General features: G+C 64.8%; 18 protein-coding genes and 1 pseudogene. 5 read left to right on the top strand and 14 right to left on the bottom strand.

What is annotated here, in order from left to right; translation table 11 throughout:
- Nucleotides 1-146: 146 nt before the first annotated feature.
- The 3 genes from E3O25_RS06700 to E3O25_RS06690 all read right to left on the bottom strand — a co-directional run bounded on the left by E3O25_RS06700 (nt 147) and on the right by E3O25_RS06690 (nt 2245).
- Nucleotides 147-1244 carry a hypothetical protein gene (locus tag E3O25_RS06700; RefSeq protein ID WP_134360783.1) on the bottom strand — a complete coding sequence of 366 codons (1098 nt, stop codon included), beginning with the start codon at nt 1242-1244 and terminating at the stop codon, nt 147-149.
- Complete coding sequence (locus tag E3O25_RS06695; RefSeq protein ID WP_092109464.1) at nt 1241-1600, bottom strand: PadR family transcriptional regulator; 360 nt, start codon at nt 1598-1600, stop codon at nt 1241-1243. The genes E3O25_RS06700 and E3O25_RS06695 overlap by 4 nt, the downstream gene beginning before the upstream one ends.
- Nucleotides 1601-1765: 165 nt before the next feature.
- Nucleotides 1766-2245 carry an OsmC family protein gene (locus E3O25_RS06690; RefSeq protein ID WP_134360782.1) on the bottom strand — a complete coding sequence of 160 codons (480 nt, stop codon included), beginning with the start codon at nt 2243-2245 and terminating at the stop codon, nt 1766-1768.
- Nucleotides 2246-2323: 78 nt separating this feature from the next.
- On the opposite strand from E3O25_RS06690, the gene gabT reads away from it, so the two are divergent.
- Together gabT and E3O25_RS06680 are read left to right on the top strand one after the other, a co-directional pair.
- Nucleotides 2324-3709, top strand: coding sequence for a 4-aminobutyrate--2-oxoglutarate transaminase (gabT, locus tag E3O25_RS06685; protein ID WP_092109459.1), 1386 nt, complete (start codon nt 2324-2326; stop codon nt 3707-3709).
- 4 nt (nt 3710-3713) lie between these two features.
- Nucleotides 3714-4706, top strand: coding sequence for an asparaginase (locus E3O25_RS06680; RefSeq protein ID WP_092109456.1), 993 nt, complete (start codon nt 3714-3716; stop codon nt 4704-4706).
- On the opposite strand, the pseudogene E3O25_RS16915 reads toward E3O25_RS06680, so the two are convergent.
- The 5 genes and pseudogenes from E3O25_RS16915 to E3O25_RS06655 form a co-directional block, all read right to left on the bottom strand.
- Nucleotides 4697-5463, bottom strand: a pseudogene (locus E3O25_RS16915) (diacylglycerol kinase family protein). The gene E3O25_RS06680 and the pseudogene E3O25_RS16915 overlap by 10 nt on opposite strands.
- Before the next feature lie 38 nt (nt 5464-5501).
- A complete protein-coding gene (locus tag E3O25_RS06670) occupies nt 5502-6308 on the bottom strand; it encodes an ABC transporter permease (protein ID WP_174721714.1) in 807 nt (268 codons plus the stop codon).
- On the bottom strand, nt 6305-7222 hold the full coding sequence (locus tag E3O25_RS06665) for an ABC transporter permease (RefSeq protein ID WP_092109453.1): 918 nt from the start codon (nt 7220-7222) through the stop codon (nt 6305-6307). The genes E3O25_RS06670 and E3O25_RS06665 overlap by 4 nt, the downstream gene beginning before the upstream one ends.
- 2 nt (nt 7223-7224) lie before the next feature.
- The gene (locus E3O25_RS06660; RefSeq protein ID WP_134360780.1) at nt 7225-8424 is read right to left on the bottom strand and encodes an ABC transporter ATP-binding protein; all 1200 of its coding nucleotides are present in this window, start codon (nt 8422-8424) and stop codon (nt 7225-7227) included.
- Nucleotides 8424-9638: a PotD/PotF family extracellular solute-binding protein gene (locus tag E3O25_RS06655; protein WP_092109447.1), complete on the bottom strand. Its 1215-nt coding sequence runs from the start codon at nt 9636-9638 to the stop codon at nt 8424-8426. The genes E3O25_RS06660 and E3O25_RS06655 overlap by 1 nt, the downstream gene beginning before the upstream one ends.
- Before the next feature lie 253 nt (nt 9639-9891).
- On the opposite strand from E3O25_RS06655, the gene ald reads away from it, so the two are divergent.
- The gene (gene ald / locus E3O25_RS06650; RefSeq protein ID WP_134360779.1) at nt 9892-11007 is read left to right on the top strand and encodes an alanine dehydrogenase; all 1116 of its coding nucleotides are present in this window, start codon (nt 9892-9894) and stop codon (nt 11005-11007) included.
- Between the two features lie 2 nt (nt 11008-11009).
- Here the strand turns inward: ald and E3O25_RS06645 are convergent, their stop codons facing one another.
- From E3O25_RS06645 to E3O25_RS06625, 5 genes are all read right to left on the bottom strand, one after another.
- A complete protein-coding gene (locus tag E3O25_RS06645) occupies nt 11010-14024 on the bottom strand; it encodes an FtsK/SpoIIIE domain-containing protein (RefSeq protein ID WP_134360778.1) in 3015 nt (1004 codons plus the stop codon).
- A 113-nt stretch (nt 14025-14137) separates the two neighbouring features.
- Entirely contained in the window at nt 14138-14731 is a 594-nt protein-coding gene (locus tag E3O25_RS06640; protein ID WP_134360777.1) for an FHA domain-containing protein, read from the bottom strand.
- 12 nt (nt 14732-14743) lie between these two features.
- Entirely contained in the window at nt 14744-15097 is a 354-nt protein-coding gene (locus E3O25_RS06635; protein WP_134360776.1) for a zinc ribbon domain-containing protein YjdM, read from the bottom strand.
- Between the two features lie 25 nt (nt 15098-15122).
- The gene (locus tag E3O25_RS06630) at nt 15123-15926 is read right to left on the bottom strand and encodes a protein phosphatase 2C domain-containing protein (RefSeq protein ID WP_338419438.1); all 804 of its coding nucleotides are present in this window, start codon (nt 15924-15926) and stop codon (nt 15123-15125) included.
- Between the two features lie 105 nt (nt 15927-16031).
- Complete coding sequence (locus tag E3O25_RS06625; protein WP_134360775.1) at nt 16032-17468, bottom strand: gamma-aminobutyraldehyde dehydrogenase; 1437 nt, start codon at nt 17466-17468, stop codon at nt 16032-16034.
- Nucleotides 17469-17591: 123 nt separating this feature from the next.
- Here E3O25_RS06625 and E3O25_RS06620 point away from each other — a divergent pair, with 123 nt between their 5' ends.
- Both E3O25_RS06620 and E3O25_RS06615 read left to right on the top strand, forming a co-directional pair.
- Complete coding sequence (locus E3O25_RS06620; RefSeq protein ID WP_092109428.1) at nt 17592-18074, top strand: Lrp/AsnC family transcriptional regulator; 483 nt, start codon at nt 17592-17594, stop codon at nt 18072-18074.
- A 5-nt stretch (nt 18075-18079) separates the two neighbouring features.
- Nucleotides 18080-19510, top strand: a complete 1431-nt coding sequence (locus E3O25_RS06615; protein WP_134360774.1) for an aspartate aminotransferase family protein — start codon at nt 18080-18082, stop codon at nt 19508-19510.
- Here the strand turns inward: E3O25_RS06615 and E3O25_RS06610 are convergent, their stop codons facing one another.
- Nucleotides 19511-20779, bottom strand: coding sequence for a DUF4192 domain-containing protein (locus E3O25_RS06610; protein WP_092109422.1), 1269 nt, complete (start codon nt 20777-20779; stop codon nt 19511-19513). It lies immediately after the preceding gene.
- Nucleotides 20780-20855: the final 76 nt, after the last annotated feature.

The raw sequence follows: 20855 nt of genomic DNA, 5'->3' as shown, positions 1-20855 counted from the left end.
GCCACCCTAACCCGTGCAATCCTGTCTGGTCGAGGTTTGCGGCGATTCGCCCGTGGCAACCCAATCGGTTATGTCGAGGGATTGGGTGGGAGGCAGGTCGACGGCCGACGGGCTGATGACCGCTACCAGATCGGTGACCGGCAGCATCATTGTCCGGCCGTCGGTGCGGCGGATGTTGTCGGTTCCGGCGACAGCGTGGGCGCGGGCGTCGGCTCCCCCTCCGCGGGCAGTTCGACCAAGGGCTGCACCCGAGCGTACGGTAACGGCGCTGGCGCGGCATCCGCTTGGTAGGCCTGGCCGAGATAGTCGTAGGTATAGTCGATATCGTCAGACGAAACCAGCCGCAGCGGAAACACATTCCAGCCTCCGCCCGCCGGAACCAGCAGGCTCGGTACGACCATGTCCTGCTCGCCGGCCTTATCGAGTTGGGGGAGGTAATTCGTATTCGCCGGGTCATTGACCACGTTAAGAGATCGCCCGTCTTGGTCGAATAACTGCACGTCTGTCAGAGGCTGACCATCGGCGTCATACGCGAATACGTTGGTCACCTGCTCACCGTTCTGCATGAGTCCCGGCAACGGCGCCGGGTTGTAGTCCAGGTAGGCACTGTTCTGCGCTCCGGCATTCTGGGCCGTGGCCAGCAGCACGATCGGCAGAACGAGAACCGCGCACACACTGACCACCGTGCGAAAACCGGGAAGCCAGCGCCAGGGCAGCCACCGGCCGCGCCCCCACTGCACGCTCAGCACCACGAAAGCCGTGAGTATAACCCACCGCAGCGGATCGGTCGGCACAGTGCTGAGAGCGCCGCCGGCGAAGACCGCAACGACCGCGTAGACGACCCAGCCGCGCAGCACCCACCACGCGGGGCGCAAAGCGAGCAGAAAGTCGAGCAGCGCCGCACCAGCGGCACTCGAACGGATGCGCCGAGCCGCGCCCACCCGCGCGTCACCGACCCGGGTGCGCAGCCGGCGCAGCTGCGGCACCCGGGCGGTCTCATCCGTTCCACGCACCGGCAGTCCGGCGGCGCCGCGCAGCTCGTCGGCGTAGGCGACCGGATCGCCGAGCTCAAAGTCGGGCACCGCCAAATCGCCCGCATCGACGTCGGCCGCCTGCTCCGTCAGGTCGGCCTCGAGTCCGTCGGTGAGTTCATCGACATCGTCGGTGGGCAGATCGCTCAGGGCAGCTCGCACGGCAATGGCGAAATCGCGAATGGACTGGATGGTCGTGGCGGTGTCGCTCATGAGTTGTCGCCGATCGTGGGTAGGGAGACGGAGGGCTGCGGCTTATCGAGCAGCTGGGTGAGGGTGTCGGCGAAGCGGGTCCAGTTCGCGCGCTGTTCGGCGAGCATGGCCCGGCCGTTCGCGTTCATTCCGTAGTACTTGCGGTGCGGCCCGCCGTCGGACGGGACGACGTAGCTCGACAGTGCTCCCGCGCTGTACAGCCGCCGCAGGGTGCCGTAGACCGAGGCGTCCCCGACCTCATCCAGACCGGCGGCGCGCAACCGGCGCACAATGTCATAGCCGTAGCCGTCGTCGTCGACGATCACGGCCAGGACGGCCAGATCGAGCACCCCCTTGAGCAACTGGGTGGTATCCATCGGCGTCCCTTCGATCAGTTTCAGCCTTCAACGGATCCCACACTACTACGCAAACCGCACTACCGCGCTATACACAATCTGTGTCGACCTCGCCGAGCCGTGAGTCGGAGGTCATTTCCGCGCTGAAATGCCGCCAAACTCACGGCTCGATGAGTCGCGAAGCGATCAGGCGGTGGTGACCGGCTCGTGCTCGACCGGAAAGTTCACCGAGGCCGCGATGAAGCATTCCCGGGCCGCCTCGGCATGCAGCGACTGAGCAAACTCAACCTGTTCGGGGTCGGTGATGCTCACCCGCGGCCGCAGGGTCACCGAGGTGAAGTGCCCACCACCGGCGACCTGTTTCATCGTGCCGACCGGGGCATCCGTATACGCCGTCACGATCACCCCGTTGCGGGCCGCCACGTGCAGGTACGACAGCAAATGGCATTGGCCGAGCGCCGCGAGCAACAGTTCCTCGGGGTTCCAGCGGGCGTTGTCACCGTGAAAGGTAGGGTCGGACGACCCCAGGATCGTCGCCTTGTCAGCGGATGCCCGACCGGCCGGCGATATCAGATGGTCCCGACCGTAGGCCTTGTAATGACTCGTTCCGGTGCCGCGATTACCGGTCCACTCGACTCGCACCGCATATTCGTGCACTCCGTTCATGCTTCTCCCTCTACTCTCCAAGATTCTTGCAGGCGAACTCAGGTTGACCCCGCCAGGGGTCGGTACAGTGGATTCATCATGACTGACACCCTCACAAACTCTGCCACCGATGCCGCAACATACTCCGTTGCCCAAGAACGAAAGATCGTGACCGCCATTCCCGGCCCGATCTCGGCGGCGTTGCATGAGCGGCGCCGGGCCGTTGTCTCCGACGGGGTCAGTTCCATGCTTCCCGTCTACATTGCCAAGGCCAATGGGGCGATCGTCGTCGACGTCGACGGCAACCAGTTCATCGACCTCGGTGCCGGAATCGGCGTCACGACCATCGGCCACACCGAGACCAGCGTCGTCGCCGCGGCCGTCGAACAGTCCCAGGACTTCATCCACACCCTGTTCACCGTCACCCCCTACGAAGAATACGTTCGGGTCGCTGAGCTGCTCGCCGAGCACACCCCCGGAGATTTCCCGAAGAAAAGCGTGCTCATCAACTCCGGTGCCGAAGCCGTTGAGAACGGTGTGAAAATCGCCCGCAAGTTCACCGGCCGGCGCGCCGTCGCCGTGCTCGACCACGCCTACCACGGCCGCACCGTACTGACCATGGCCATGAACTACAAGGCCATGCCCTACGCCACCGGCTACGGCCCGCTCGCGAGCGATGTGTACCACGCACCGAGCTCCTACCCGTATCACGACGGCCTGACCGGCGCCGAAGCTGCCGCACGCACCATCGCCTACCTCGACAAGGTGATCGGCGCATCCGATCTGGCCTGCCTGGTCGTCGAACCGATCCAGGGTGAGGGTGGTTTCATGGTGCCAGCCGAGGGCTACCTCCCGGCCCTGCAGGAATGGTGCAGCAGCAAGGGGGTCGTAATGATCGCCGACGAGATTCAGAGCGGCATGGCCCGCACGGGCAAGTACTACGCGAGCGAGCACTTCGGCTGGATCCCTGACCTCGTGCTCACCGCCAAGGGCATCGCCGGCGGCTTCCCCCTCGCCGCCGTCACCGGTCGCGCCGAAATTATGGATGCCTCCCAGCCCGGCGGCCTCGGCGGCACCTTCGGCGGCAACCCCGTCTCCTGCGCCGCAGCAATCGCCGTCTTCGACGCGATCGCAGCGGGCAACCTGCTCGGCGAAGCGCAGCGCATCGAGAAGTCCCTCACCGCAGGCCTGACCGCGCTGAAGAACAAGTACGACATCATCGGCGAGATCCGCGGCCGTGGTGCCATGATCGCGATCGAACTGGTGCAGCCGGGAACGGGCGACACGACGAAGGCCCCCAACGCCGCCGCTGTCGCTTCCATCTCGACCTACGCCGGTCAGCACGGCGTTCTGCTGCTCACCGCCGGCACCTACGGTAACGTGCTGCGCTTCCTGCCGAGCCTGGCGCTGTCCGATGCGCTCATCGTCGACGCCCTCTCGGTGATCGACGACGCCATGGCAGCCCTGACCGCGCCCGCACACTGACGCCGTGACAGAAACCTTCACGGTCAACGATTCGGTCGAGCTCGCCGTCGTCGAACGCAGCAGCTTCGTCGAATCCCGCCACGCCGGATCGGCGATCGTACTCGGCACCAACGGTGAGGTCTTGCGTACGCTCGGCGACGTGACCAGCCCGGTTTTTCCGCGCTCGGCCATGAAACCGTTCCAGGCCGTTGCGGTCATGGCGAGCGGCGCCGCCCTGCGCGGAGCGGATGCCGCCATCGCCACCGCGAGCCACACCGGCACGCCGGCCCACATCGAGCTCGTTCGCGGACTGCTGGCCCGGGCGGGAGTGCCCGAGACAGCGCTCGCCTGCCCGGCCGCCTGGCCGATCGATTCAGCAGCCCGTGACACCCTGGTGCGTCTCGGTGCCAGCAAGGCTCCCGTGTATATGGAGTGCTCGGGCAAGCACGCGGCGATGCTCGTGGCCTGTCAACAGAACGGCTGGGCGCTGGACGGCTATTTGAATCCGGCGCATCCGCTGCAGAAACGTATTCTCGACGTGCTCGAACGTTTCACCGGCGAACGACCGGTGGTTTCCGGCACCGACGGGTGCGGCGCTCCGGTGCACGCGATCTCCCTCACCGGGCTGGCCCGCGGCATTGCGCGCATCGCCACCAGCAAGTCCAACTCACCGTTTGCGATCTATCGTGAGGCCGGTTTTCTCGCTGAGGCAGTGCGCGCCAACGGCTGGGTGATAGCCGGTCCCGGACACTCGGACAGCATCGTGATCGAACGCCTCGGCCTGTTCATGAAGGGCGGAGCGGAGGGAATCATGGTCGCCGCCGCCGAGAACGGTACGACAGTGGCGCTGAAGGTTCTCGACGGCAACCTACGCGCCGCGGCGGCAGTCGCACTGGGTCTGCTGGCCGACGCGGGTGCCATCGCGCGAACGGATGTCGCCGAGTTGCTGCCGGAGCTCGGCCTCACCGTCACCGGCGGCGGCCGGCCGGTCGGCGAGATTCGCGCCAGCTACGTCTGACCGGTGAGGTCGGGCGCAATCACGGTAAGCGCGCCCGGCCGCACCCGCGCCCCGACCGGAAACGGCCCGATGCGGTCGCCATCGGCGTAGGCATCCACCGCCCCGACCGAGTCGATCGCGACTACTCGCCCGGTCTGCACGGTCACTTCTGGCAATTCCAGATGAGACCCGGTGTAGATCATGCGCAGCGCTTTCAGAAGCCGCAGACGGCCGGCTGAGGCAAAGATGACGATGTCGAACAGGCCATCGTCCAGCTGCGCCGACGGTGCCACGTGCATGCCCGAACCGTAGTAACCCGAGTTCGCCACGTCACGGTGTGCGCGTCGACGCTCTGGCTCACGCCGTCGATCACGATGCGGTACCCGGTCGATCGGTGCGTCGCAATCGCCCAGACAGCCGCCGTCGGATACTGCCATCGTGCCGGCAGCCGGTGCACCCGGTTGACGAGCTGTGACGTGAGCGAATCGATTCCGGCGTAGACGCTCCCCACCACGATCTGACCGCCGACGTCGATCATGTCGACCTGCCGCACCGATCCGGTCAGCAAGAGTTTGGCCACGGCCGCAATATCGGCCGAAATCCCCAACTGCCGTGCAAAATCGTTCCCCCGCCCCACCGGCACAACTCCCAGGGTTCCCCCCGCCGCGACGATCGCACCGGCCAGAGATCCGACCGTGCCGTCGCCGCTGCCGCGCGCGGCGGCCTCGGTCGCGACCTGGTGGCCGTGATGAACGCTCTGGGTGTGGGTCACCGTCACGGCGGCGCCCGCCTCACGCAGGAGCCGCCTTACCGGCGCTAGCTGAGCCTGGCCAGACGCCGGGCCTTGGCTGCCCCCGTGACCTGCACCGTCACGACCACGACGATCGCGATGATGAACACCGCAGAGGCAAGCACATTGGCTTCCGCCGGAATACCGCGCGCCGCCGAAATATAGATGTACTTCGGAAACGTCGAAACCGCGCCCGAGTTGAAGTTCGTGATGATGAAGTCGTCGAAGGACAACGCGAACGACAGCAGGGCAGCCGCCAGAATGCCGGGCAGGAGCAGCGGGAACGTGATGCGTGCGAAAACCTGCACGGCCGAACCATAGAGGTCTCGACCGGCCTCTTCCAACGCCGGATCGAGACTCGCGACACGCGCCTTGACCGTGACCACGACGAAGCTGATGCAAAACATGGTGTGCGCGAGAATGATCGTCAGCATATCCTTCGGCACACCCACCGACAGAAATTGGGCCGCCAGGCCGGCGCCGAGCACGACCTCCGGGGTGGCCATCGGCAGGAACAGGAGCAGGCTGGTCTGCGACCGGAACCTGAACCGGTAGCGCACGATGGCGATCGCGATCATCGTGCCGAGCGTGGTCGCCGCAACGGTGGCGACGGCTCCGATGAACAGGCTGTTGCCGAAGGCCTGACAGACCGCCCCGTTCTGCACGTTGCAGACGTTGAACCATTTATCAAGGGTGAAACCCTGCCAGGTGATATTCGATTTGAGCGAGTCGTTGAACGAGTAGACAAAGGTGTAGCCGATGGGAATCATCAGAAAGAGCAGGGCAAGGCCGCTGTAAACGGGCAGCAACCATTTGCCGAGGGAAAACTTCACAGCAGTTCCTCCGTTCCGGAACGTTTCACATAAATACTCACGATCACAAGGATGACGGTCATCAGAATGATCGACAGCGCCGCGGCGGCGGGGAAGTTCTGCAGGACCAGAAAGTTCGCCTCGATGACGTTACCCATCATCTGGGTGCCGGTACCGCCGAGAAAGTCCCGGCTGGCGTTGATATAGTCACCGGCGGCCGGGATGAAGGTGAGCAGGGTTCCCGCCACAATCCCGGGCATGGACAGCGGAATGGTGACCTTGCGGAACACGTGGAACGGGCTCGCATAGAGGTCGCTGCCGGCCTCGAGATAGCGCACGTCGAGCCGTTCCAGCGTCGTGTACAGCGGCAGGGTCATGAACGGGATGAAATTATAGGTCAATCCGAAAATCACCGAGAACGCGGTTCCGGTCACGTGGGCTTCCGGCCCCAGCAGCGACAGCGCTTTCAGCGACTGCACGACGAAGGACTCGTCGGAGAACAGCTGCTTCCAGGCCAGGGTACGCAGCAGAAAGCTGATGAAGAACGGTGCGATCACGAGCACGAGCATCAAACTCTGCAGAAGCGGCCACTTGCGGGCCTTTACGCCGATGAAATAGGCCAGCGGATAACTGATCAGCAGTGCGAAGAAGGTCGCGGCCAGCGCATAGCTGAACGAGCGCACGATGTGCGGCCAATAGGTCGTCACGACCTCGAGGTAGTTCTGCCAGCGAAAGGCGTAGTCGAACTGACCGATATCGCCGAACTCCCGCGGCGCCTGGAATGATGTCAGCAGCAACGATATGAGCGGGGTGAGAAAGAACAGCACCAGATAGAGGATGCCCGGCAACAGCAGGAACAACGCCACCGGACTGCGACGCCGAGTGACCGGGTCCGTCGTCGGAGCGGCCGTGGAGGAGAATGCGGCGAAGGCCATCGTTAGGCCTCCTCAAGCTCCGTCAGCAGGGACGACCGTCGCTGCTGTGCGATGGTCTTGGTGTCCAGGTCGGCCTCGAACCGTGGCGAATCAGCTGGATCGTCGTCGAGACCGAAACCGTGGTCGACGTTCCAGCTGAGCCAGACCTGGGCGCCGACGTGCGCGGCCGGGCCGAAGGCCATGTTCTGGGCGAAGACGACCAGGGTACCGACTCCTGGCACCGCCACGAGGTATTGCGTGCTGACCCCGCTGAACGACACATCGATGACTGTGCCTGGGCCCATCAGGTTTCGGCCGGCATCGTCAGACGGCGCCTCGCCGTGCAAGGTGAGTTTTTCGGGGCGCACCCCGATCGTGACCTCGCCCGACACCCGGTGCGCGCGCTCCAGCGGCACCACAATCTTCTGCCCGGAGACGTCGACGGCGATGGCGGTGCTGGTGGTGGAGACGACGGGACCGGTGAACAGATTGGACTGGCCGAGAAAGTTGGCGACGAACGCGGTCCTGGGCAGTTCGTAGAGTTGTTGGGGTTCGCCCATCTGTTCGATGCGACCCTTGTTCATGACAGCGATAGTGTCGGCCATGGTCATGGCCTCCTCCTGATCGTGGGTCACGTGCAGAAAGGTGAGGCCGACCTCCTCCTGAATGGTCTTCAACTCGAGCTGCATCTGACGTCGAAGCTTCAGGTCGAGTGCCCCGAGCGGCTCGTCGAGCAGGAGTAGCGCCGGCCGGTTGACGATGGCGCGGGCCAGTGCCACCCGCTGCTGCTGACCGCCGGAGAGCTGCTGGGGTTTGCGGTGGGCGAGGTGATCCAGCTCGACCAGGAGCAGCGCCTCGTGCGCTTTGGCCACCGGGTCGCCGATCTTGCGTCGGCGTAGCCCGAAGGCGACGTTCTCCAGCACCGACATGTGCGGAAAGAGCGCGTAACTCTGGAACACGGTGTTGACCGGACGCTGGAAAGATTTCTGATTCGTGACATCCGTTCCCCCGATGAGGATGCGGCCGTTCGTGGGTTCTTCCAGCCCGGCGACGAGCCGCAGCGTGGTCGTCTTTCCGCAGCCTGAGGGACCGAGCAGTGCAAAGAACGACCCGGCCGGAATGGTGAGATTGAGATTTTCGATGGCGGTGAACCCGGGGAAACGTTTCTCGATGCCGACCAGTTCCAGGTCAGCGCCGCGATCGGCGAACGCACCGACGGCCATCAGGCAGCACCCAGCAGGATCGCCTGGAACTGGGCATTGAAGGTCTGTTCTTCGGTGCCGTCGAGGCCACGAAAGACATAGGCGTTGGCGAGGGTGGCGTCGTCGGGAAAGATCAAGGGGTCTTCGGCCAGCGTCGGGTCGATCGCCATCATGGCTTCCTTGGCACCGACGACGGGGGTGATGTAGTTGACATAGGCGGCGACCTCGGCGGCAACGGCCGGGTCGTAATAGTAGTTGATGAGTTCTTCGACGTTCTTTTTGCCGGGCGAACCGATCGGCACCACGAAGTTGTCGTTCCAGAGCGTGCCGCCCTTTTCGGGAACGATGAAGCCCCACTTATCGCCGTTTTCAGCGTTCAGCTGCACGATGTCGCCCGACCAGACAATCGCGGCCAGGGTGTCCTCGTTGGCGAGGTCTTCTTTGTAGGAGTTGCCCTTGATGTTGCGGATCTGGCCGTCGGCGACCTGTTTTTTGAACTCGTCGATGGCGGCGGTGAATTCCTCTTCGCCCCAGCTGCCGGAGATGTCGACGCCCTGGTCGAGCATGATCAGGCCCATCGTGTCGCGCATTTCGGAGAGCACCCCAACACGACCCTTCAGTTCCGGCGCCCACAGGTCTTCGACCGAGGCCAGGCCCTGCGGATACTTCGCCTTGTTCCAGGCCAGGCCGGCGAACCCGCCCTGCCACGGCACACTCATGGCGCGCCCCGGGTCGAAGTCGACGTCCTGCAGCGACGGCAGAAGATTGGCGAGGTTGGGAATGTTGGCGTGATCGAGTTCCTGGGTGTAGCCGAACCGAATCATGCGGCTGACCATCCAGTCGGTCAGGCACACGGCATCGGCACCGATATCCTGGCCGAGGGCGAGCTGGTCTTTCACCTTGCCGTAGTAGGAGTTGTTGTCGTCCACGGCCTCGGTGTACTTGACCGATACTCCCGTTTGTGCCTTGAACGCATCGAGGGTGGGATAGTTGCCGGCATCGTCGACGTCGACGTAGAGCGCCCAGTTGTCCCAGCGGATGGTCTTATTCGTGGCTGAGGTGTCGGCGGCAGCGGTGGGTTTGACCGCGGCGCCGGAGGAGCACGCGGCGAGAGCGAGCGCTGTGGCGCCGGCACCGGCACCGGCCAGGAGAGTACGGCGGCCCATTTGGGCGTTTTGCGCTTGGCGGATGAGTTGGCGGATCATGGGATCGGCGGGCAGCGGCTTGGACTTCATCATGGTTCTCCTAGCATTCGGGCACGCACACGGTCATGACTCGCTGCGTTGCGAGTTGGTCGATAATTGCACATATCAGTGGTAGAAACACCTGAAAGAGGTCAAAACATTGATCTTGCAATCGATTTGTCACGAAATCAGCACAAACTCGCAACATTCGCCCTCGAAATCGTCGGTTCGTCCCGACTAGGGTGGAGGCCAGAAGTGGCGCTCACCGCTTCGACTGTGGAGCACGCTTCAGAACAGGAGCACCATGCGAATCGCCATTCCCACCGAGATCAAGAACAATGAGTTTCGGGTCGCGATCACCCCGGCGGGGGTGCATGACCTCGTGCTGCACGGTCACGATGTTCTCGTGCAGGCCGGCGCCGGCGTCGGTTCCTCGATCAGTGATCAGCAGTATGCCTCGGCCGGTGCGACCATTCTGCCCGACGCGGCGAGCATCTGGGCGGGCGCCGATCTGCTGCTCAAGGTCAAGGAACCGGTGGCGAGTGAATACGGCTATTTTCGCGCTGATCTGGTGCTGTTCACCTATCTGCACCTGGCCGCCGAACCCGAACTGACTCGGGCCCTGCTCGATGGCGGCGTCACCGCGATCGCCTACGAAACCGTGCAGTTGCCCTCCCGGGCCCTGCCCCTGCTGGCACCGATGAGCGAGGTAGCCGGCCGCCTCGCTCCGATCGTCGGAGCCAATGCCATGCTCAAGCCGAATGGCGGCCCCGGGCTCCTGGTACCCGGCGTTCCGGGCACTCACCCGGCGAAGATCGTGGTTCTCGGCGGTGGTGTCGCTGGCACCGCCGCAATGCAGGTGTCCGTTGGCCTCGGTGCCGAGGTGACCGTGCTCGATACCAACCTGTTTCGGCTGCGGGAGATCGACGCGCTGCACTTCGGCCGGGTCAAGACCATCGCCTCGAACGGTTTCGAGATCGACAAAGCAGTTTCTGAGGCCGACCTGGTCATCGGCTCGGTACTCATTCCGGGCGCTAAGGCTCCCAAACTGGTCAGCAACGAACTCGTGTCGCGCATGAAACCGGGCAGTGTGCTGGTGGACATCGCCGTCGACCAGGGCGGGTGCTTCGCCGACAGCCACGCCACCACGCACGCCGACCCCACGTTCACCGTGCACCGGTCGTTGTTCTACTGTGTCGCGAATATGCCCGGTGCTGTGCCGCACACGTCGACCTATGCCCTGACGAATGCGACGCTGCCCTACGTGCGGGCCCTCGCCACCCTCGGATGGGTCAATGCACTGCGCGCGGACGCCGCACTCGCTCAGGGGCTGAATGCCTTCGACGGGCGACTGACCAGTGCGCCGGTGGCGCTCGCCCACAGTTTGCCGCACCGGCCTGTGGCCGACGTTTTGCTTTAGCATCACCGGTCATTTCCTGGCAACACAGCCCGAGTGACCTCGCCGTCCGAGTGCAACACCCAGACGCGCCCGCGCCCGGGTGCCAGTGGGGGCGGCAGCTCCCGGCGGTGACTGAGCAGCCGAAAGTCCGACAGGCTGCACCGATCGAAAACCAGGCTGACCGCCTGGTCGCTTACCGCCGGATCACTCGAGGGCTGGCTGCTCGCAGGCTGACCGCGCAGCTTCGCCAGCAGGGTCCAGTGCGTCTGCCAGGTCTCGGCGTCACCCACGACGATGACCCGGTCAGGGGCATCCGGTTGGCCGCCTTCCGCGCCAACGTGCAGGGCGGATGCTGCCGGCCCGCTCGTTCCCGCCAGCTCAATCACCGACGTGGCAAGGGCACCGCGCAACCGGTTTGCTGTGCTGCCGGGAGACGAGGACACGATCAGCAGCGGGCCGGAGCCGGGGAGAGCAGGAATGGACACTCCGGTGGGCACCGGCAGGTGAGACCCGGTGGGCGCCAGAAGCTGCACTCGCAGGGTTTGCCAGACTCCCCCGCCCGCCGGCAGCGACGCGATGTAGCTGGCCGACTGTCCTCCGGCAGCGAGGTGGTCCTGCACGGTGGGCAGTTTCAGCAGCAACGTGCTGTGGCAGAGAGCGGCCAACCCGGGAACCACGCTTGTGTGCCGCTGCACGGCGATGACAAGGTGCACGCCGGCGGCCGGTCCGTCCCGCAGCAGCCCGGTGAGCAGGTCAACCGCAGCCAGCCGATGGTCAGGCTGCCAGCGAGCGCATACGGAGTCGAAGTCGTCGAACAGGAGCAACCGGGGTGCTGCCGGTGTCTGCTGACCGGTTTCGACCAGGACGCTGATGCTCGCGAGGACGTCCCAGGTTGCTTCGACGTCGGCGGCGACCAGTTGGGTGAGGCGCTGCCCGTCGGCCGCGCGGGCGAGTGTGTGCAGCAGGGTGGATTTGCCCGCACGGGCCCCACCGACGACGAGCAAATGCCCGTCGATTTCCGGAGAATAGGCGAACACGCGGTAACGCTGACGCTCGGGGTCGTCGAGCAATCCCAGGGCGTAGCCGGGTGCCTTGTCGTCGGCGGCCTCCACATCGCTCACGGTGACCACCGGCGGGAGCGGATCGAGCCACGGACGTCGCTGCGACCCCGGGAACGGCACCGACAGCAATGCCGTCACGATGCTCGAAATGTCGCGATCTTCGGTCGTCGCAACCTGGCAGAGCACCGGTTCGCCCGCTTCAGTGGCGACGAAGCATCGGCCGGGCTGACTCGGCGCCAGCGCGGCCGCGGCATCCGTTCCGATCACGGCCTGGCTGTCGGCGCGATTGTTCACCCGCAACGACAGACGCAGGCTGCAGTTGGCCAGAAGCGCGTCGCGCACGACTCCCGCGGGTCGTTGGGTGCACAGAATCAGGTGCACCCCGAGCGATCGGCCCCTGGCAGCGATGTCGACGAACAGGGCGTGCAGTTCGGGAAACACCCCGAGCATCGTTGCGAATTCATCGACGACGATGACCAGGCGGGGCAACGGATGCTCCATGCGAGCGTCGGTCAGGTCTCGCGCCCCGGCAGCGCTCAGCATGCGCTCGCGATAGCGGAGTTCCGCCCCCAGGCTGGCGAGGGCCCGTGCGGCCGTGTTCGAATCGAGGTCGGTGATGAGGCCGACGCAGTGTGGGAGTCGCCCGAGCGGTTGAAAGGCAGCGCCGCCCTTGAAATCGACGAGCAGAAAATTCACCTGGCTGGGCGAGTAGGTACCCGCCAACGCTGCGATCCAGGTGGTGAGAAGTTCGCTCTTGCCGCTGCCGGTGGTTCCCCCGACCACAGCGTGCGGTCCGGAGCGCACGAGGTCGATTCGCACCGGCCCGTCTCGGCCGACACCGATCAGGCAGTCCAGGGACGGCGGAGCGGACACCCGGTCCATGGCCGAGCCGGTCGCCGATGCACCGGTCGCCGATGCACCGGTCGCCGATGCACCGGCACCGCGTTCGAGCAGTTCGGTCAGGCCGACTGAGGCCGGGAGCGCCTCGGCCATGGTGACCAACCCGGCAGCCCGGGCCTGCTCGGCGAGCGTCACGGCGAAGTCGGACGCTTCGGTCCGAGCCAGCAATTCCGGGCAGAAATCGACGGGCGGTGCCCGGTTCGGCGATCGGATGATCTGTGCTCGAGCAGGCCCGTTCACCCGCACGACCGTTCCACAACCGGGGGGAAGGTCGTCGAGCCTCGACGCGACGACCAGCAGAAGTCGCCCACGATCGAACTCGGTGCGCGGGTGGGGGGCCGCGGCGTGCTGTGTTGCGATGGCCGTTCGCAGCCTGATCGTGAGCCGGCCCGGCGTCGGTGCGGCATGCGGCAGTTGGGCCACCCAGTTCCAGTCACTCGGGTACTGGCCGGTTTCGCTGGAGAGGCCCAGGTCGGTCGGCGGCATGGCGAAGCAGAGTTGCACGAGCACGGCGCGGGCGAGGGCGTCCGCGAGCGGAATCGGGCCGACGATCCCGAGTCCGTGCGTCACGTCGACGATGATCGGGGCATCGGTCACGGTCGCGGCCCAGTCCCGCAGTTCGCGGTGCTCGTTCGGTGCGCTCGCTCCGCCGAGTCGGATTCCACTCGGTGCCGGGCCCGTTCCGAGCGCGACGAGGGCACCATCCGTCTGCCGCCAGCGAGCCGCCGCAGCACTGCCGCGCACGATGCTTCGGGCTGATGGGGTGTGTTGCCAGGCCTCATCGCGCCAGCGGGATTGACGCTCGGCGATGACCGTGCGCAGCAACGCCACCGCTTCGGTGTGAGAGGCCGTCTCGACCCGGCGCCGTTTTCGGCCGGAGCGTTTTGAATCGAACATGCTGGCCACCGCGATGATCGGGCTGAGAACCGCGAAGATGAGCGCGAAAGCCGAGCCGGTGATCATCCAGATCAGCCCGGCCGCGGCCAGCGGTGCCACTGTGGCGAGCAAGGGAAACCCTGCGGGCGGCAGCGGGGCAGGCGCAGGCGGCAGGGAGAGAGCTTCATCGACGGTCGACACCCATCCAGCAGACCAGATCGCGCATCGAGAAGCGGCCCTGATCGGGCCGATGGTGCACGATCGGCGTTTTCGTCGCCAGTGGAGGAGTCGGCGGCGGAGCCGCCGCCTCCCGGTCAGGCGACGCTGAAGGAGTGGTCGGCGATTTCGACCCGGGTGCCGCGTGGCAGAACATAGCGTCGCCCCGGTTCAAGCTGCTCGGCCGTTTCACCGGGACGGCGGATGACCGTGCCGTTGCCGGAGACCCGATCACTGACCCAGAACTCGCCGTCGTGCTGGCCGAACTCGAGGTGGGTTTTCGAGACGGAACGGTCGGCATCCGCTACCCGAATGAGTTCGTCGAACATTTCATCGGGCTGGGGTAGCGGTTTACGGCCGATCAGTCCCGAGCCGCGCACGGACACCCGTTGGCCGGTGCTGAACGTCAGGACGAAGGTCGCCCGGGTCGGCAGCGTCGCGGCCGGCAATACAGTCCGTGCAGTCGGCGCAGCGGTCACGACGGCGACGGCGCGCACAGGTGCCGAGACTGCCGTGGGGATCGGCACGGAAATGACAACGGTCTGACGCGGAAGGCGGGCAATGATGGTGGTGTCGTTCGGCCGGGGATCCGGGCGCTTGCGCGACTCCACGGTTGCGGTGCGGGAGCTACCGCATTCGCCGCAGAACATGGCGCCGACCGGCAACCAGGCCCCGCAAATCTGACACGTCACGATCGGTTGAACCTAGACCTTCTTGACCACGCTGGACTTGAGCTGCATGAATCCGAACCCATCAACCTTGCAGTCGATGTCGTGGCCATCGACCGGATCGACGAGGCGGATGTTGCGCACCTTCGTGCCGACCTTGATCGACAACGACTGGCCCTTGACCTTGAGGTCCTTGATGATCGAAACGGTGTCTCCATCGGACAGCACGGTTCCGAAGGCGTCTTTGACCTGGGCTTCCTGCTCGTCTTCAACCGGCTCGCTCGACCATTCGTGGGCACAGAGCGGGCACACCAGCAGCGAACCCATCTCGTAGGTCAGGTCGCTGGAGCATTCAGGGCACGGAGGCAAGGTATCATTCACTCGTTTCATAATACGCGACCGACGAGCGGTGCGATCAGGATTCGGGTGCCTCGTAGGGTTCGACCGCCAGCACGTCGACCACGATCGCCGTGACGTTGTCGCGACCGCCGTTTTCCAGGGCCGCTTCGACCATCGCCGTGACGGCATCCGCTGCGAGCTTCTTCTCGAGCAGAAAGTGCCGGATGCCGTAGGAGGTGAGTTCCTTGGTGAGTCCGTCGGAGCAGACCAGGATTCGCATGCCGGCTTGGATCGGCAGGATGCGGTAGTCCGGAATCGGTGGCTCGTGAAAACCGACAGCGCGCGTGATGATATTGCCGTGCGGGTGCACGTCCGCCTCTTCGCGGGTGATGCGCCCGGCGTCGACGAGCTCCTGCACGACCGAGTGGTCGTTGGTAACCTGTTCGAGAACCCCGCCGGTCAGCTGGTACACCCGGGAATCGCCGATGTTGTACACGATCCAGCTGGCGGCATCCGAGACGAGCGCCAGCGCCACGCCGGTCACGGTCGTTCCGGTGCCCTGATCGGTAACCCCAACCCCCTGCGCCATGTCTTCCACCGCGAGGGCGAGCGCCCGATCGATCGATCCAGCCTCCGCCACGAGTGTTCCCGAGAGCTCGGCCAGCCGCGCGACCACGGCGGCACTGGCGACATCGCCGGCCGAGTGGCCGCCCATACCGTCGGCGACAGCAAACAGAGGCGGCGCAGCGAGCAGGCTGTCTTCGTTCACCTCGCGGCGATGGCCGACATCGGTCAGGGCTGCCCACGCCAGCGTCAACGTCGTTGCGGCGCTGGGCAGTTCAACACGAAATCCGGTCGAACCTTGACCAATCTGGGTCACGGGTGGTGCCTTCCGAGTGTGGGGCACGAATTCGTCCCCGCCGTTCCAACGTTCACCGAAGGACTTGGACCATAATAACGTCACCACTCGCAGCCACCGCACCGCCTAGTGTCCGATGTAACTCATCACGTGCTTGATGCGGGTGTAATCCTCGAACCCGTACATCGAGAGGTCCTTGCCGTAGCCGGAGTGTTTGAAGCCACCGTGGGGCATCTCGGCAACGATGGGAATGTGGGTGTTGATCCACACACAACCGAAATCGAGGTGCTTGGCGAAGCGCATCGCGCGACCGTGGTCGCGGGTCCACACCGACGACGCCAGGCCATATTGCACGTCATTCGCCCAGCGCAGTGCCTCGTCCTCGTCGGTGAAGCGCTGCACGGTCATCATGGGGCCGAAGATCTCCTGCTGCACCGCCTCGTCGGTCTGCTTCAGACCGCTGACGATGGTCGCTTCGTGAAAGTATCCGGTGTCGCCGACCCGGTGGCCGCCGAGTTCGAGCACGGCGTGGTCGGGCAGCCGATCGACGAAGCCAGACACCTGGGCGAGCTGGTTGACGTTGTTGACCGGTCCGAACAGGATTCCTTGCTCGCTGGGCGCTCCGGTGCGGGCGTTGGCCCTGGCGTAGGCGGCGAGCGCGGCGACGAATTCGTCGTGAATACCGGCCTGCACGAGCAGTCGAGTGGCCGCCGTGCAGTCCTGGCCGGCGTTGAAGAAGCCGGCGGTGACAATCCCGGCGACGGCAAGCCCGACGTCAGCGTCGTCGAACACGATCACCGGGGCTTTGCCGCCGAGTTCGAGGTGTACCCGTTTCAGGTCGTGGGATGCGGCCTCGGCGACGGCCATTCCGGCCCGCACCGAACCGGTGATCGAGACGAGCTGCGGGGTCTTGTCGTCAATCATGGCCGCACCGGTCGTGCGGTCACCGGTGATCACGTTGAGCACACCGTGCGGCAGGAATTCCGCGGCGACCTCGGCCAGCAGCAGGGTCGCACTCGGGGTGGTGTCAGACGGTTTGAGCACCGTGGTATTGCCGGCGGCGAGCGCGGGGGCGAACTTCCATACCGCCATGTTCAGCGGATAGTTCCAGGGTGTGACCTGGCCGACGACACCGATCGGTTCACGCCGAACGAACGAGGTGTGGTCGGTCATGTATTCGCCAGCCGCTCGGCCTTCGAGGTTGCGGGCGGCTCCGGCGAAAAACCGAATCTGGTCGACCGACAGCAGAATTTCGTCGTCGACGAGGGTGGAACGCGGCTTGCCGGTGTCGAGCGACTCGGCGTCAGCGAATTCGTCGGCCCGCGCCTCGATCGCGTCCGCTATTCGAAACAGCGCGAGTTGGCGCACCGCCGGGGTTGTCTCACCCCAGATTTCGAAAGCGGATGCCGCAGCCTGATAGGCGACATCCACGTCGGTCGCATTCGATACCGGGCTCCTGCCATAGACCGTTTCGGTCGCGGGGTCGACGAGATCGAACCGTTCCAAAGATGTTGACTCCACGTATTGGCCGTTGATGAAGTTGCGTAATTCGGGAGCGCTCATGCGGCCCAGTGTACCTATTTCAATTTGATATGCACGCAGATTCACAAATGAAATGCACGGTGAATTGCATTATGAGCGACGGATTCGCTTGCCGAAGTGCTTTTGGACTGACAGAATCGATGCATGAATGGACAAAGGCGCGGTCACCCGCCCAAGCCGGCCCCGCTCGACGATGTGTCGAAAAAGATCATCGAACAGCTGCAAGCCGACGGACGTCGGTCGTACGCGGAGATCGGCAAAGCCGTCGGTCTCAGCGAGGCGGCCGTGCGACAGCGGGTGCAGAAGCTCACCGACTCCGGCGTCATGCAGGTCGTCGCCGTGACGGATCCGATGCAGCTGGGCTTCTTTCGCCAGGCCATGATCGGTATTCGCGCTTCGGCCGACACCCGCGTGCTGGCCGATCAACTGGCCGCCATCGACGCCGTGGATTACGTCGTGCTCACGGCTGGCACCTTTGACATTCTCGCCGAGGTCGTCTGCGAAGACGACGACGAACTGCTCGAACTGCTCAACTCCAAGATCCGCAATCTCGATGGAGTCCTCTCCACCGAGACGTTCGTTTATCTCAAACTCCACAAACAGTTCTATAACTGGGGAACACGGTAAAAAAAATGACTCTGACCACACCCGCCGAAACGCCTGTCGCCTACAGCGATGCCCACAACGCCGAGCTGCAGCAGAAAGCCAAGGACCACCTTTGGATGCACTTCTCCCGTCAGTCGGTGATGGAATCCGGCGCGGGAGTTCCCATCATCGTCAAGGGCCAGGGCCACCACATCTGGGATTCCAACGGCAAGCAGTACATCGACGGCCTGAGCGGACTGTTCACGGTCAATGCCGGCCACGGGCGCAAGCGCCTGGCCGAAGTAGCCGCGAAGCAGGCCGAGGAACTCGCCTTCTTCCCGATCTGGTCCTACGCCCACCCGAACGCGATCGAACTCGCCGACCGCCTTGCGTCGTATGCTCCCGGAGACCTCAACCGGGTGTTCTACTCCACCGGGGGCGGTGAGGCCGTCGAGACCGCCTTCAAGCTCGCCAAGTATTACTGGAAGCTGATGGGGCGCCCCACCAAGCACAAGGTCATCTCCCGCAATGTCGCTTACCATGGCACCCCACAGGGGGCCCTGGCCATCACCGGCATCCCCGCCATGAAGGAGATGTTCGAACCGGTCACCCCCGGTGGCTTCCGCGTTCCCAACACGAACTTTTATCGTGCCGACGAGATGAGCCCTGGCGTCGGCCTCGGCGACAACCTTGAGGTGTTCGGCCAGTGGGCCGCGAACCGCATCGAAGAGATGATCCAGTTCGAGGGCCCCGAAACCGTCGCGGCAGTGTTTCTGGAGCCGGTGCAGAACTCTGGTGGCTGCTTCCCGCCGCCCCCCGGCTATTTCAAGCGTGTGCGGGAAATCTGCGACAAGTACGACGTGCTCCTGGTCGCCGACGAGGTGATCACGGCGTTCGGACGTATCGGCAACATGTTCGCGTCAACGACCTACGACATCCAGCCCGACATGATCACCTGCGCCAAGGGCATGACGAGCGGATACTCACCGATCGGCGCGACCATCGTCAGTGACCGTATCTACGAACCCTTCAAGCACGGCGACACAACGTTCTACCACGGCTATACCTTCGGTGGACACCCGGTTTCCTCCGCGGTGGCGCTGGCCAACCTCGATATCTTCGAAGAGGAAAGGCTCAACGAGAACGTGCGCGAGAATTCACCGCTGTTCCGCAAGGAGCTGGAGAAACTCCTCGATCTGCCGATCGTCGGCGACGTGCGCGGTGCCGGGTACTTCTTCGGCATCGAGCTGGTCAAGGATAAGGGCACCAAGGAAACGTTCAACGACGAGGAGTCGGAGCGACTGCTGCGCGGCTACCTGTCGAAGGCTCTCTACGAGGCCGGCCTGTACTGCCGCGCCGATGACCGTGGCGACCCGGTCATCCAGCTCGCTCCCCCGCTGACCATCGGCCCGAAAGAATTCGCCGAGATCGGCGAGATTCTGCACGGGGTACTGTCGGAGGCTCCGAAGTATATGTAGCTAGCTGTCGGTTGCGAACTCGTCGAAGTCATCACCCCAGTCGTCGTCGGGTTCGTATTCGTCATGCTCGTCGCCCTCCTCCCCGTCGTCGCGTGGCACCGCGAACGCCCACTCCGGCAGGTGCCCCGACCTGAGCAGCAGGTCCAGCAGGGTGGCCATGCTGTAGTGCGAGTCGATGGCAAGGGCCTGGTCGACGTACTGTCCGGCGACGGAACCGCTGCCGAGGGCCCACGACAACCAGGCCAGCATGCACAGCGGCGCCGGTTTGGCCGATCGCGGTGCCATAGCGACGACGGTGCGTAGCAGGGTGATCGCCACCCGGATGCGGTCGACGTCGGGTCGTTCACGCTGCAGGCCCAACATGATGTCGCTGGTGTGTTTGGCGGTCGGCTCGCCGGTACTGAATTCTTCGGTGACCAGGTCGTCGAGACTCCGGCCGGTTTCGTCTTGAAGCCGAGCGTATCGATGGTTCATCTCGTGGGCCCGTACGCCTTCGGCACGCCCGAACGCGAACTGCACCATAATCTGGTCACGATTGGGTGGGCCCTGCACGAGGACGAGCAGCGCCGCGGCGTCTTCTTCGGTGGGGGGATTCGGCCAGGTGAGCGCCGCCTCGGCGGTCGCGACCGGGTCGAGCACGAAACCCAAGGTCGGGAACAGTTCCGGAGCGTTTTCGGCCCGGGCGAGGAGGTGGCGGTACCGCCGGTAGATCCGGGCCAGGCGTTCCCGGGCCGCCAGACTGACCTCGATCGGGTCGGCCCCATTCTGGAGCGTGCCGAGCGGACGCGGCGTTTGGGCCGCTGATTCCTGGTCCACCGCCTCGAAAATCGGCGATTCCGCAATATCGCTCAGTGGACGCCCACCAGCTGGGCACCCGGGGTCGAGGTAGCTGCCCCAGGCATCCGCTGCCACGCACAGGGAATCGCGCAGCAGGAATCCGCTCAGTTCCAGTCGCCGGTTCAGGATCTCGGCAAACCGTTCGCGCGGGATCCCGGGTGTGCCGCCGAACGCATCCGCGGTGTAGATCACCGGAACGGCGGCGTCGACTCCGGGAATCTTGCACAGCATTCCGGCGAGCGTCGTCGCGATTCGTTTGTACACCTTGTGCGGTGCGCCGTCGTCCGGCAGGTTGAAACGCAGCGCACCGCAGGTGCGGTTGCCGCGAAACGCGACGAGCACGACACTGGTCTCGGGAACGAACCCGAGCAGCTGGGGAACGAGTGCCAGAAAGTCCTGGGCCTTCTGGGCTTTGACAATGGTGGGATGCATGCCGCCACTGTGCCAGCGCTGTCGCGCGTCGAACCGCGCCGGACCGAAACTGGGGTTGATCCGGGCCGGCGACCGG

Source organism: Cryobacterium sp. TMT1-3 (genome assembly GCF_004402315.1).
Classification (GTDB): Bacteria; Actinomycetota; Actinomycetes; order Actinomycetales; family Microbacteriaceae; genus Cryobacterium; species Cryobacterium luteum.
This window is presented reverse-complemented; position numbering and strand designations above follow the sequence as displayed.